Below are 12,867 nucleotides of genomic sequence, written 5' to 3'. Positions count from 1 at the left end.
AATTATTTTGGAATTTTAAGACGAAGTTTTGTCATTTCGAGGAACGAGAAATCACACTAGTTAATCGACAAAGATTGGGATATACTTTACGGAGTTTCTTGTACGATTTCTCCTTTCAGTCGAAATGACAAAATAGACAAACTTTAAATATGTTGAAATAAATAAATCCGACCTGTTTTTACAAATCGGATTTATAATTTAAAGTTTAAATCGATTAGTATTATCGCTCCAACCTTTCCATTCAAATATTTCGACTATTTTTTCGGTAATATCTTTTTGCTTTTCTTCCCATTTGTTTATAGTTAATGAATAAAATTCAGAACTGTAATCATGTTCAGTATAGTCTATAAAAGCAATTGCATCATTTTTTTCTAATATTGTAATTTTATCAAATGATGTTTTAAAATTAAAATAATTTATCAATTCAGCTATCTTATTCTTTATTGCATCATGATTTTTTGGAAATAAATACATATACGATTTAGTTTTTATTTTGGAGCAATTTGTACAAATATGTTTTATTAAAAAATTGCTTAAACACAAATCTTCATAATAAGTTATTTCCTGTGTTTTTGAATTTATGATGAACCTATAAATGGTTGGATTTTCTTTTAATAAATCAATTTTTTTGATGCCATAAAAAAAGTCTTGCTGTCCTTCTTGTAATAGTAATAGAAAATCATCTTTTTTGTTGTACGAAATAATTAATCGCTGATTTGTAAAAATATAATCGAAGGCAGAATGGATGTATTTTTTATTACCATAAATTATAGAATTATTTAAATCACTAAAAAGATTAAGAACCTTATTGATATTTTCAGAAATATTAATTCCGAGTCGATCTCCAAAATTAATTTCTTCGGTTTGGAGAAGGTCTATTTCATACCAAGTTTTTATAAATTGTATTAAAACAATAAAAATGTTTCTATTATTTATCGTGTGTATTATTGGACTATAACTCATATTACTATTTTTTATTCAATTCTAAAAACACAAAATTATAGAAAAAGGATTACAAAAAATGAAGTGTTATCATAAATAAATCCGACTTGTTTTTACAAATCGGATTATCTAAAATAAGTTTATGTTTTATTTACTTTCAAATCTCTTTTTCCAATAAAAATAAACCGTTACAACATTTAAAACGGCAAGAATCCACAGTAAAGGATTACTGAAAAAATCCTGATAACTATGTCCTTTTGGAATTTCTACAAATGGAACAAAGATTAAAACATCTAATAAAATAGCAGTTAAAGACATTATGAATCCAATTGGAATTCCTGATGTCGAAGTTCCTTTTTTGTAATAAAACGAAGCTCCAAAAATAGCGTAGAAGACAATTAAAATGCAGATTAGTGCTGTTTGTATGTTTAAAGAATCTTTTACAATAGGTATGTGTGCTAGAATAAAAAAGGTTAAAGCTATACAACTCCAGAGTATTATACCCGATAAAACTGCTCTCCGATAATTCATGACAGCTGGTTTACTTTGTTCCAAATTCCAGTTTTTGATGTTTTTAAAACATATTCGGTAAAATCTATTGCTTTTCGGCCTAAAACTTTTTCAATATCATTTGTAATGCTAGAATTTCGTCCGTCCAGTACTTCTGTAAATAAATAATTTACAAGCCAGATTTCGTCTTCAGGAACCTGATATTCCCGAAGCGTCTTCACATAATCCTCAAGTTCTACTGCTTGGAAAATAATTTCTCTCTTTGTAATTTTTGCTATTTCAGAAACAGCCTGTTCAAAATTAAGCAGGCGAGGACCAGTTAATTCATAAGTCTTGCCATTATGTTTTTCGTTTAAAAGTGCTTCTGTTACTACTGCTGCAATATCATCCGCATCAGTAAAAGGCTCGAGAACATCGGCTTTTGGGAGTGCTACAAATCCAGCTGAAACAGGTTCTAAAAAAATACTTTCGCTAAAATTCTGATTGAACCAAGATGCTCTTACGATCGTCCAATTTTTGGATGTTTCTTTTACAATTTCTTCACAAACTTGCGCTTCTCTTTCGCCTCTTCCAGAAAGAAGAACCATTTTTTCTACTCCATTTTGTGTAGCAAGAGTTGTAAACTTCTGAATGATTTCTGGTGCCGTTGGTACTGCTAGATCGGGTTGAAATGTGATGTAAACAGTATCAATGTCTTGCAGGGCATTTAACCATGTTTCTGGTTTTTCCCAATCAAAAGGAATTGTGGCAGATCGCGAACCAATTCTCACTTCTACGTCTTTTTGTGTTTCTAATAATGCTGCAACTCTGCGACCCGTTTTTCCATTGCCTCCCAGTACTAAAATTTTCTTTGTTTTCATGATTAATGATTTTAATTAATGATGATACAAAGTTGCACACATCAACATGAAAAGATTTGTCTGAAAGGAATTAAGATTTGTTTGAAAAGAATTGTTTTTTGACTTCGTTTGGTCTTGATCCAAATTTTTTCTGAAAAGCGTTAGAGAATGAACTTAAGCTTTCGTAACCCACTTCCCATGCAGTTTCTTGTACTGTTTTTTCGCTGTTGCAAAGTAATTCGTAAGCTTTGTTGAGCCTTTCTTCGTGAATGTATTTGTAAACTGGAATTCCAAAAAGTTCTTTAAAGTTCTTTTTGAGTTTACTGCTGTTCAAACCAATTAGTTTAGATAATTCTGTAATAGTAGGTGGTTTTGAATAGTTTGTGCTAACGATATCTTTTGCCTGAAAAAGTTTTTCTTTGTCTTTTTCGCTTAAATCTGTTTTCTTTTCTGTAGAAAGCAGTGCAAAATAATGCGCCAGTAATTCATTCACCTGACTTTTTAAAAATAATAATCTTGTATTGCCAGAATACGTGGTATTGAATATTTTTTGAACGGCCAATTGCATTTCGAGTGTCATAAAAAGCGTTGGGCCTTTTACAAAATGTGCCGATGGATTTACTAATTCAGGCAGTTGTTTTTCAAAGATTTCTCTTTCTTCTTTTGGTAATGTCTGCAGGGTTTTCAGCTTCGCAAAAATGCTGATAGATTGTAAAGGTTTTTCGGGAGCAATTTTATGCGAAAAAGAAACTTTTTGATTTCCAAAGAAAGAAATTGCTAAGCCAGTTGTGTTTGTTAGATATTTTGTTTGATCGTTGTGTTTAATTTCCAATTCTACATTTCCAGAACCATAAAAAGCAAAACCTACTGCATCACCATCAATCTCGCATTGTTGCACAAATTCTTTGTCAGAATTGGATTGTTCGATGAGGACAATGAAATTATTTACTTCTATGATATCGGTGGTCATTTTTAATTAGTCAATTAGAAAATTAGTCAATTAGAAAATTTTTAAATGCTTAAATCTAATCAAATATACAAAACTGACTTTGCTTTAAGTGTTTTTATCTTATAGAGCGTATTAAACAAAAAAATCCGATCTGTTTTCACAAATCGGATTTATTAAATTGAGAATTATATATAACCGTAAAACGGTATATTTTTACAAGTGAATTACTTCGCCGTAAGCATCAGCTACAGCTTCCATAACAGCCTCGCTCATTGTTGGGTGAGGGTGGATAGATTTAAGGATTTCGTGACCTGTAGTTTCTAGTTTACGAGCTACAACTGCTTCAGCAATCATATCTGTAACACCAGCACCAATCATGTGGCATCCTAACCATTCTCCGTATTTAGCATCGAAGATTACTTTTACGAATCCGTCAGCATTTCCAGCAGCTTTTGCTTTTCCAGAAGCGGAGAATGGGAATTTACCAATTTTTAATTCGTAACCTTTTTCTTTTGCTTGTTTTTCTGTTAAACCTACAGAAGCGATTTCTGGAGTTGCGTAAGTACAACCAGGAACGTTTCCGTAATCGATTGGGTCTACGTGTAAACCTTTAATTTTTTCTACACAGTTAATTCCTTCAGCAGAAGCTACGTGAGCTAAAGCTTGACCTGGAGTAACGTCTCCAATTGCGTAGTATCCTGGAATGTTAGTTTCGTTGTAAGCGTTTACTAAGATTTTATCTCTATCAACAGCAATTCCAACTTCTTCTAATCCGATGTTTTCAATGTTTGTTTTGATTCCAACTGCAGAAAGTACGATGTCAGCTTCTAGAACTTCTTCTCCTTTTGCCGTTTTAACAAAAGCTTTAACTCCTGCACCTGTTGTGTCAATGCGCTCAACAGAAGAGTTAGTCATTACTTTAATTCCTGATTTTTTCAAAGAACGCTCAAATTGTTTTGAGATATCTTCGTCTTCTACAGGAACTACGTTTGGCATAAATTCTACGATAGTAACATCTGTTCCCATTGAGTTGTAGAAGTGAGCGAACTCAACTCCAATTGCTCCAGAACCAACAATGATCATAGATTTTGGTTGGGTTGGCAGTGTCATTGCCTGACGGTATCCAATTACTTTTACACCATCTTGAGGTAAGTTTGGCAACTCACGAGAACGAGCACCAGTTGCGATGATAATGTGATCAGCGCTGTATTCTGTAACTTTATTGTCTTTATCAGTAACGTCAAGTTTTTTTCCTGGTTTTAATTTTCCAAAACCTTCGATAACGTCAATTTTGTTCTTTTTCATTAAGAATTGAACACCTTTGCTCATTCCTTCAGCTACACCACGGCTACGTTGAATAACTGCAGGGAAATCTTTATCAAATTCAGAAACTTTCAATCCGTAGTCAGAAGCGTGTTTAAGGTAATCAAAAACTTGAGCAGATTTTAAAAGCGCTTTTGTTGGGATACATCCCCAGTTAAGGCAAACTCCACCTAGATTTTCTTTTTCTACTACAGCAGTTTTAAAGCCTAATTGTGAAGCTCTAATCGCTGTTACATATCCTCCAGGACCACTTCCTAAAACAATAACGTCGTATTTCATTTTTTTTGCTTTTAGTATTAACTATCGAAAATGAAGTTTGTATTTCCGAAACTCATCTTTCGATTTTTTCTTTGTTATTTGTGATTGCGAATTTAAGGATTTATTTTATATGAACACTTGAAATTTTGTTTTTAAAGACATACATTTTGGTCTTTTCACAGAAAGCGAACTAATTGTGAATTGTAAATTGTGAATTATGAAGTGATTTTTAAGATTTAATGATTAGTTCTTAGTAATTAGAGAGAAGTGCCTTAAAAAAAATAAAAAATAAGCCACAGATTATTAGGATTAAAATGATTTTAAAAAATCTGTGTTAATCTGTATAATCTGTGGCTTATAATTATGAGTTATGAATTAATAATTTACCATTCACAATTAAAAACTAAATCTTAACGTGTCCCCAGTTTTCTCCGCTGGCAATTCTTCTAATTTGCATTTCGCTTACGCCGAATTGTTTTGCAATCATTTTAAGACGTGTTTTTTGTTCAGGTCTTGCAAGGATTTTTTTAATTAACATCACTTTTGTGGTCGTTAATTTTCGTCCGTCAGCTTTAAGATTATGTTCAATTAAGTTCTTTTTTGCCTGAATAACGCGCGGGCTTTTACGGCTGTGCGCCATCATTTCCTGTTTGGTTGCCCAACGAAGATTACTCACATCATCGTTTGCTCTGTTGTAATCTAAGTGCAAAACATAGGTTTGATCTTCAGAATCTTTTGGAATAAAGTACTGAGCCACTAATTTGTATAAGAAGAGATATTTATTTACGATTTTATCGTCTTTTTTAACCTTAAAACGGAAAGTTGGATATCCGTCGCTTAAACCTCCTTTTAAGATGCGTCCGTTTTCAATATCATCGGTAAAACTGATTAATCTTCCTCTGTTCGAAATGGCGTATCTTAATTGTAATGAGGCGTTTATTTCTATTTCTTTGAATTTTTCATCAGGATAAAATCTATTTTGTGGCATTGTCTTTTACATTTGATTTCTATACTCTCAAAGATAAAGAATAAACCAAAAATTTTTGCTATCTAACTGATTGTGAAAGGGCAATTTTATGATTTCTATAACGCTAATTTAACGTTTTAAAGCGTTTTTGATAGTTTTTAGTCGGATTTTAATTCACAATTTATGAATATTGCAGTTTTTTAATTTAGGAAAGCAACATCAATTTATAGCTAAATAATTATTAATTTATTGATTGAGCCAATTTTTGAAAGTATGAACTTCCTTTTTACTCATGAAAATTGTGTTGGATTGGGTTTGAAGTACATCAGAATCAATCTAAACTCTATAATGTGAAAAAAGGGTTTGACTTTCAATTAAAGTCAAACCCAATTATTTTTAAACTCACATATTTTTTAGAAGGTCTTTTGATTTCCTAATATTGGATTTGAAATAATAAGCTTATCAAAAATCCAGTTTTAAGCAATTTGTTATCTTCTTTAAAAACAAATTAATTACAAGGAGGAGTTCTAAGAACCATATGTACTGTGGTTTCTTTTGGGATGTTGTAATCAGATAGTGTTCTACCGTCTTCAAGTTGTTTTCCTGCAAATATGATTCTTTGGCATTCAACTGGAATTCCTTCTTTATCGAATATTTTAGCCTTAAGATTATCAATAGTGTCTGAACTTTCAATCTCAATTGTTATAATTTTTCCAGTCAAAGTTTTTACAAAAATTTGCATTGAAAACGCATTAAGCGAAAATGCCAAAAATAGAACGATAAAAAGTAATTTTTTTTTCATAGGATTTTTTAAAAATGATTATTTATACCTCAAACGTACTTATTTATTTGTAAGAATACAAGTGGAATTGTTTAGTTATGATAAATTATTTTTTCCCTAATTATAAGAATGAAATGCTTTTTGGTGCTTTAAGTTTTGTAAGATTTTGAAAATTAAGTGCGTAAGTAATTTCTTAAAGCTAATTAGATGCTGAAAATTGCACCATATTTAACTTGAGGAAGATTAAAAATCAATTCTTAATACTAATGATAAAAGGGTTTGACTTTCAATTAAAGTCAAACCCTTTTATTTTTTAATCTTAGACACTTTTTAGAAGTGTCTTTTTTCTATAGGAGAAAAAATATTAATTATTACCTTTCCTTACGAACAACCAGATGTATCGAGCTTTCTTTTTGAATGTTATAATCAGATAATGTTCTTCCATCTTCTAGTTGTCTTCCTGCAAATATAAGCCTTTGGTTATCAGGGAGAATCCCTGTTTTGTCCATTATCTTAAATTTAATGTAATCAATGGTATCAGAGCTTTCTACTTCAAGGGTTATAGTTTCCGTAGAACCAACAACTCTAATGAAAATTTGCATTGAGAATGCACTAACCGAAAAGGTTAAAAAGAAAACGATAAAAAGTAATTTTTTTTTCATAGGATTTTTTAAAAATGATTATTTATTCCTCAAACTTACTTATTTATTTGTAAGAATGCAATTAAAATTATGGAGTTATGATAAATTCATTTTTTCCTAAATACAAGAAATATCCGTGTTTTTGGTGTTTAATTTTTTTGTAAGATTTTGAAAATTAATTATGTAAGTAATTTCTTAAAACCTAATTAGCTACTGAAAATTGCGAATCGTACAGGTTTTTATAATAGCCATCTGTTTTATTTAGTAATTCGTGATGTGTGCCTTGTTCGACAATCAGACCTTTATCCATCACCACAATTTTATCGGCATTTACAATTGTTGCGAGTCTGTGTGCAATAATAATCGAAGTTCTTCCTTTTGTAATTGTTTCTGTCGCACGCTGAATCATTTCTTCAGAATACGTATCGATAGAAGAAGTCGCTTCGTCCAAAATCAAAATACTTGGGTTGCTCACATAAGAACGTAAAAAAGCAATAAGCTGACGCTGTCCAGACGAAAGCATAACACCTCGTTCTTTTACATCAAAATCGTAATTATCAGGCAGACTCATAATAAAATCATGAACTCCAATTTTTTTTGCCGCATCAATTACTTTGTCTCTTGTAATTTCTGGATTGTGCAAAGTAATATTATTATAAATCGTATCGGCAAACAAAAACACATCTTGCAAAACAACAGCAATTTGTTTTCTTAAAGAAGCCAAAGTGTAGTTTTCGATATTTTCTCCATCAATGCAGATTGTTCCGCTATTGATTTCGTAAAAACGATTCAATAAATTAATAATAGTAGATTTTCCTGCTCCTGTAGAACCTACAATCGCCACGGTCTGTCCAGCAGAAACTGAAAGATCAATACCTTTTATGACTTCTTCTTCTGTAATATAGCTGAAACGAACGTCTTTGAAATCAATTCTTCCATCAAAAACAGGCGCTTCAATGGTTCCTGTATCTTGAATGTGATCTTGCGTATCAATAATGTCAAAAACACGATTGGCAGCAATCATTCCTAATTGCATCTCGTTAAATTTATCCGCAATTTGTCTCAACGGATTAAACAGCATTCCGATAAACATCGTATACGAAAACAAATCACCAAAAGTCGTAAAATGATCTCCATTCAAAATTCTGAATCCGCCATATACTACGACCAGACCTAAAGTAATAGACGAAATAATATCGGCAATCGGGAAGAAGATGGAGTTGTATAAAATCGTTTTAATCCAAGCAACTCTATGTTTGTTGTTGATTTCTTTAAAGTTTTCAGCTTCAATTTTTTCGCGGTTAAAAAGCTGTACGATTTTCATTCCCGTCACGCGCTCTTGTACAAAAGAGTTCATATTGGCAATCTGCGTTCGAACTTCTTCAAAAGCCACTTGCATTTTACGTTGGAAAATTCTGGTAATGTAAACCAAAATAGGCATTGCAACTACAACTATCCAGGTTAGTTTCCAGTTCATATAAAACATGAAAATAAGTACCACGACCATTTTCATCAAATCGCTTATAATCATAAACAAACCTTGACTGAAAATACGGGCAATCGATTCAATATCCGAAACAGCGCGAGTAACCAGCTGGCCAACTGGAACCAAATCGAAATACTTCATTCTGAAACTCAAAATGTGTTTAAAAAGTTTAGTTCGAATATCTTTTACAATATCTTGTCCGAGCCAGTTGGCCCAATAAACAAAGTAAAATTGAGAGAAGACCTCCATCAGTAAAACTACTCCCATTAAAACGATATACATTAGCAATCCCATTTTATCATGAGTTTTGATGTAGCCATCGACCGTTTCTTTTAGTAAATAGGGGCGAAGTGCAGCGAAGATAGACAGCGAAATGGCAAATATGATTACGCCATAATAACGCCATTTATAAGGTCGTGTGTATTTTAAAATTCGTTTGAATAATCCTGTATCGAATGCTTTTGCTTTCATTTGTTTTTAGGAGCTTTAAGCTATAGGCTTTAGGCCATAAGCTTTTAGCTTTTAGCTGTAAGAAATAAGCCTAAAGCCTATTGCCTAAAGCTTAAAGCTTATAAATAATCGTAATAAATATTGGTCAAATATAAACCATGTGCCGGAACCGAAAATCCTGCTTTTTCCCTGCTTTTGCTGGCAATGATATTTTCAAAATCAGCTAAAGTTATTTTCTTTAAACCAATATTGATCAAAGTGCCCACAATAGCGCGAACCATATTTCTTAAAAAACGATTTGCTGAAATGGTAAAAATCAGTTTTTCGTTTTCTTGTTTCCAGTATGCCTCAAAAATCGTGCAATCAAATGTGTTTACATCAGTGTTAACTTTTGAAAAACATTGAAAATCGGTATGCTTCAGTAGTAACTGTGCCGCTTCATTCATCAAAGCAATATCCAATTTTTGTGTAACATACCAGCTCAATTCCTGTAAAAACGGATTTTTTGCTGTATTGATATGATATTCGTAAGTTCGCTTTGTGGCATCAAATCTACAATGCGCATCATCGTGAACCAGAATAATATTAAAAATCGCAATATCTTTTGGTAAATAAGAATTCAGTTTATGAATTAAAACTGGAATGTCTAAGTTTTTTTCTGTATCAAAATGACCGTACATTTCGCTTGCATGAACACCAGTATCTGTTCTTCCAGCCCCCATAATGCTGATACTTTCGTTTAATAAAACCGAAAAAGCCTTATTTAAAGTTTCTTGAACTGAAGAAGCGTTTGGCTGTATTTGCCAGCCATGATAATGTGTTCCGTTATAAGCGAATTGAATAAAATATCTCATTTTAAGGACAGAGGTTCTGAGGTGCAAAGGTATGAAAAAAGGTTCTAAGATTCTGAGATGCTAAGGTTCTAAGTTTTTTCTATAGGGATGTTATGATGTTTTTGATATTTGTTATTTGCTAATCAAGTTTTAGACGCACAGCAGTGCGTCTCTACAATTTAAAATGCTAGGAAAAACTTAGTATCTTAGCACCTCAGAATCTTAGCCTCTTAAAAAAAATGACCAAAATCCTCCTTCTCTCAGACACCCACAGTCACATCGATGATACTATTTTAAAATATGTTGCTCAGGCAGACGAAGTTTGGCATGCTGGAGATATTGGAGATTTGGTAGTGACGGATACGATTAAAAAACTAAAACCTTTACGAGCGGTTTACGGAAATATTGACGATGCAAAAGCAAGATTAGAATTTCCGTTAAATAATCGTTTTTCATGTGAAAATGTTTCGGTTTGGATTACTCATATTGGCGGTTATCCCGGAAAATATAATCAGAATGTTAGAGAAGAATTAGCTTTGAATCCGCCTAAATTATTTATCTGTGGACATTCGCATATTTTGAAGGTCATGTTTGATAAAAAGAATAATTTATTGCACATGAATCCAGGCGCGGCAGGAAAAAGTGGTTTTCATAAAGTGAGAACCATGTTGCGTTTTGTAATTGATGATGATAAAATCAAAGATTTGGAAATTATCGAAATAGGAGAGAAGTAATTAATGCGGCAGCGGAATCTGAATCTTTATTTTGGTTCCCTGATTTTCTTTTGAAGTAATTGATAAAGTTCCTTTATATTTTTTGATTCTAGCTCTAATTCTACTTAAACCGAAGCCTTCAGCATCTTTTAATTTTTGTGTTTTAAAACCAATTCCGTCATCGTGAATGTGGAAGATTAGTTGGTTGTCTTTTTCTGCTAAAGAAAGTTTTGCTTTTTGAGCATTGCTATGTTTGGTAATATTGCTGAACAATTCACTAACTATGAAATAGATTTTCATTTCAAATTTTTCAACATATCTTCTACTGGTCGGAATAGTGCTTGAAAATTCAAATTCAATTGCAGAGTTTGAGTTTTTTTCGCATAGATCTTCCAAAGCATAAATTAATCCAAAACGAACCAAAAGCGACGGAACAAGATCATGAGACATATCGCGTAAAAGTTCATGCACTTCTGATAGAATTGCTTTTGCTTTTCGTATTTCTTCCGATTTTACATCGTTTTGAGCTGTAAACGTATTTAGGTGTAATCCCGCAGAAGACAATAATGAATTGATATTGTCATGGAGAAAAGAAGCAATTTTTTTACGCTCTACTTCTTGAGAATCGATTCCGGAATTAATAATATTAAGAAGGATTTTCTGTTTGGTGTCTTTTCGTTTTATTTTCTGTTTTAGTTTGTTGTTTTGGTATAAAAAGTAAAATAAAAGAAAAATGATGACAGTAAGTATAATGGTTAAACTGACGATTTTTTTATTTCGAAGCTGTTCTGATTTGCTAAGATGATTAAAGGTCGTTTGGTTGTTTGCCGTTTGTGAAACTTTTGCTGTATCTTTTGATTGTGCGATACTATTTCCTTCAAAAGAAAAGAGTAAAAGAAGAAATAGGAAGAATTTGAAACGAAACATAAAAGCAATCTTTAAGGATTAATCAAATTGTTTTTAAGAGCATATTTTACCAGACCTATTGTGCTTTTTATATTAAGCTTTTTCATGATGTTTTTTCGATGCGTCTCGACAGTATGTGAACTGATAAAAAGTTTTTTGCTAATTTCTGTACCGCTGTATTCTAAGGCAATTAAAATAATGATTTCAATCTCACGCGGACTTAAAATTGGGTTTTCTATAATTGCGTTTTGATTTAATTTGGGATTGTCTCTAAAAGTATTGAAAATTTTCTCTCTAACGCTGTCGCTAAAATATTCCTGTCCTTGATAAACGGCTTCGACAGCCTCAATAATATTTTCTCCAGCGCAATTTTTCAATAGATAGCCTTTTGCGCCTAATTTCATAACCTCTTTAATGATTTTTAGATCATCGTAACTGGATAAAATAATGGCTTTACAAGGCATTTCTTTTTCATTAAACTCTTTCAGTACCTCTATGCCGTCTTTCTTTGGCATACTGATATCTAGAATTAAAACATCGGCTTTGTCCTTCATGACATCATCATAAACGGTAGTGCCGTCTAAAGAAGTTCCGACCACTTCAAAATTTGAAACAGTTTGGAGCAGGTTTGAAAGACCATCAATTAATACCTGATGATCGTCTGCAAGATGGATCCTTATTTTTGGTGTCATGATTGTATTTGAATTCGAAAATGCAAATTTATCATGTAAATCACATATCTATAATGCCCTTTAGGTCTGATTTATGATAAAATAAGGCATAAAAAAAACCCGAATAAAAATTCGGGTTCTTCTTCGCACAAATAAACTAAGTTTATAGGTTTACCTCAAACGATCAACAGATTTTACAAGATCTTCGTCCTTTTTGATGGCCTTATTAGCTAAAACTAATAACACGATAGCAACAATCGGCATGAACATCCCAATACCTTTCTCAGAGACCTCAGTCCCTCCAGATAAATTTAGTGATCGATATACAAATAATCCTAATAAAATTAAATTTAATATTATATTCAATCTGTTTAGCACAAACTGATTTTGTCTCTTTTTGAATGAAATGATACTGATAATACTAAGCATAGTCGTTAAGCCTAATAAAACAGTATAAAGCTGATCCTGCATAAAAAAGAATGGCTTTCCTGCACTAGTTGTCCAAAGCGGAACAAAAAGCATTAAAATGCCAGTTGCAGCAAAAGCTAGAAATAAATATACAGTCTGAATTCTTTGTATCATGGTCTAAAAATGTTTT

Annotated in this window: 14 protein-coding genes; 1 reads left to right on the top strand and 13 read right to left on the bottom strand. The window is 32.1% G+C overall.

Translation table 11 applies throughout. From position 1 onward, the window contains the following. Window positions 1–198: 198 nt before the first annotated feature. From SOM12_RS01180 to truA, 10 genes are all read right to left on the bottom strand, one after another. Window positions 199–963, bottom strand: a complete 765-nt coding sequence (locus tag SOM12_RS01180) for a hypothetical protein (protein WP_320492101.1) — start codon at window positions 961–963, stop codon at window positions 199–201. A 126-nt stretch (window positions 964–1,089) separates the two neighbouring features. Further along, window positions 1,090–1,497 carry a DUF5367 family protein gene (locus SOM12_RS01175; protein ID WP_320492100.1) on the bottom strand — a complete coding sequence of 136 codons (408 nt, stop codon included), beginning with the start codon at window positions 1,495–1,497 and terminating at the stop codon, window positions 1,090–1,092. Then, window positions 1,470–2,312: an NAD(P)H-binding protein gene (locus SOM12_RS01170; RefSeq protein WP_320492099.1), complete on the bottom strand. Its 843-nt coding sequence runs from the start codon at window positions 2,310–2,312 to the stop codon at window positions 1,470–1,472. Before SOM12_RS01170 ends, SOM12_RS01175 begins: the two co-directional genes overlap by 28 nt. A gap of 70 nt (window positions 2,313–2,382) precedes the next feature. After that, the gene (locus SOM12_RS01165; protein WP_320492098.1) at window positions 2,383–3,261 is read right to left on the bottom strand and encodes an AraC family transcriptional regulator; all 879 of its coding nucleotides are present in this window, start codon (window positions 3,259–3,261) and stop codon (window positions 2,383–2,385) included. A 192-nt stretch (window positions 3,262–3,453) separates the two neighbouring features. After that, entirely contained in the window at window positions 3,454–4,842 is a 1,389-nt protein-coding gene (gene lpdA, locus SOM12_RS01160; RefSeq protein WP_073416603.1) for a dihydrolipoyl dehydrogenase, read from the bottom strand. A gap of 382 nt (window positions 4,843–5,224) precedes the next feature. Next, complete coding sequence (locus SOM12_RS01155; RefSeq protein WP_095928832.1) at window positions 5,225–5,809, bottom strand: NUMOD4 domain-containing protein; 585 nt, start codon at window positions 5,807–5,809, stop codon at window positions 5,225–5,227. 487 nt (window positions 5,810–6,296) lie between these two features. After that, complete coding sequence (locus tag SOM12_RS01150) at window positions 6,297–6,590, bottom strand: ubiquitin-like protein (protein WP_320492097.1); 294 nt, start codon at window positions 6,588–6,590, stop codon at window positions 6,297–6,299. A gap of 350 nt (window positions 6,591–6,940) precedes the next feature. Continuing rightward, window positions 6,941–7,231, bottom strand: coding sequence for a ubiquitin-like protein (locus tag SOM12_RS01145; protein WP_320492096.1), 291 nt, complete (start codon window positions 7,229–7,231; stop codon window positions 6,941–6,943). 181 nt (window positions 7,232–7,412) lie between these two features. Then, window positions 7,413–9,167, bottom strand: a complete 1,755-nt coding sequence (locus SOM12_RS01140; RefSeq protein ID WP_320492095.1) for an ABC transporter ATP-binding protein — start codon at window positions 9,165–9,167, stop codon at window positions 7,413–7,415. A gap of 98 nt (window positions 9,168–9,265) precedes the next feature. Next, the gene (gene truA / locus SOM12_RS01135; RefSeq protein ID WP_320492094.1) at window positions 9,266–10,000 is read right to left on the bottom strand and encodes a tRNA pseudouridine(38-40) synthase TruA; all 735 of its coding nucleotides are present in this window, start codon (window positions 9,998–10,000) and stop codon (window positions 9,266–9,268) included. A 218-nt stretch (window positions 10,001–10,218) separates the two neighbouring features. On the opposite strand from truA, the gene SOM12_RS01130 reads away from it, so the two are divergent. Continuing rightward, complete coding sequence (locus SOM12_RS01130) at window positions 10,219–10,713, top strand: metallophosphoesterase family protein (protein ID WP_248727597.1); 495 nt, start codon at window positions 10,219–10,221, stop codon at window positions 10,711–10,713. Here SOM12_RS01130 and SOM12_RS01125 read toward each other — a convergent pair whose 3' ends face one another. From SOM12_RS01125 to SOM12_RS01115, 3 genes are all read right to left on the bottom strand, one after another. Beyond that, window positions 10,714–11,619: a sensor histidine kinase gene (locus SOM12_RS01125; protein ID WP_320492093.1), complete on the bottom strand. Its 906-nt coding sequence runs from the start codon at window positions 11,617–11,619 to the stop codon at window positions 10,714–10,716. An 11-nt stretch (window positions 11,620–11,630) separates the two neighbouring features. Continuing rightward, window positions 11,631–12,290: a response regulator transcription factor gene (locus tag SOM12_RS01120; protein ID WP_320492092.1), complete on the bottom strand. Its 660-nt coding sequence runs from the start codon at window positions 12,288–12,290 to the stop codon at window positions 11,631–11,633. Window positions 12,291–12,440: 150 nt separating this feature from the next. Beyond that, window positions 12,441–12,851: a DUF4293 domain-containing protein gene (locus SOM12_RS01115; RefSeq protein WP_008468670.1), complete on the bottom strand. Its 411-nt coding sequence runs from the start codon at window positions 12,849–12,851 to the stop codon at window positions 12,441–12,443. Window positions 12,852–12,867: the final 16 nt, after the last annotated feature.

The organism is Flavobacterium sp. CFBP9031 (assembly GCF_034044945.1).
GTDB lineage: Bacteria > Bacteroidota > Bacteroidia > Flavobacteriales > Flavobacteriaceae > Flavobacterium.
Note: the sequence above shows the minus strand (reverse complement) of the source record. Positions and strands in the feature narration are given on the sequence as shown.

What these genes read in the sequence shown, in the direction of transcription:
- SOM12_RS01130 (WP_248727597.1), top strand. Translation starts at nt 10,219, where the DNA reads ATGACCAAAATCCTCCTTCTCTCAGACACCCACAGTCACATCGATGAT.
- lpdA (WP_073416603.1), bottom strand. Translation starts at nt 4,842, where the DNA reads ATGAAATACGACGTTATTGTTTTAGGAAGTGGTCCTGGAGGATATGTA.
- SOM12_RS01125 (WP_320492093.1), bottom strand. Translation starts at nt 11,619, where the DNA reads ATGTTTCGTTTCAAATTCTTCCTATTTCTTCTTTTACTCTTTTCTTTT.
- SOM12_RS01120 (WP_320492092.1), bottom strand. Translation starts at nt 12,290, where the DNA reads ATGACACCAAAAATAAGGATCCATCTTGCAGACGATCATCAGGTATTA.
- SOM12_RS01140 (WP_320492095.1), bottom strand. Translation starts at nt 9,167, where the DNA reads ATGAAAGCAAAAGCATTCGATACAGGATTATTCAAACGAATTTTAAAA.
- SOM12_RS01115 (WP_008468670.1), bottom strand. Translation starts at nt 12,851, where the DNA reads ATGATACAAAGAATTCAGACTGTATATTTATTTCTAGCTTTTGCTGCA.
- SOM12_RS01170 (WP_320492099.1), bottom strand. Translation starts at nt 2,312, where the DNA reads ATGAAAACAAAGAAAATTTTAGTACTGGGAGGCAATGGAAAAACGGGT.
- SOM12_RS01165 (WP_320492098.1), bottom strand. Translation starts at nt 3,261, where the DNA reads ATGACCACCGATATCATAGAAGTAAATAATTTCATTGTCCTCATCGAA.
- SOM12_RS01150 (WP_320492097.1), bottom strand. Translation starts at nt 6,590, where the DNA reads ATGAAAAAAAAATTACTTTTTATCGTTCTATTTTTGGCATTTTCGCTT.
- SOM12_RS01155 (WP_095928832.1), bottom strand. Translation starts at nt 5,809, where the DNA reads ATGCCACAAAATAGATTTTATCCTGATGAAAAATTCAAAGAAATAGAA.
- SOM12_RS01180 (WP_320492101.1), bottom strand. Translation starts at nt 963, where the DNA reads ATGAGTTATAGTCCAATAATACACACGATAAATAATAGAAACATTTTT.
- truA (WP_320492094.1), bottom strand. Translation starts at nt 10,000, where the DNA reads ATGAGATATTTTATTCAATTCGCTTATAACGGAACACATTATCATGGC.
- SOM12_RS01145 (WP_320492096.1), bottom strand. Translation starts at nt 7,231, where the DNA reads ATGAAAAAAAAATTACTTTTTATCGTTTTCTTTTTAACCTTTTCGGTT.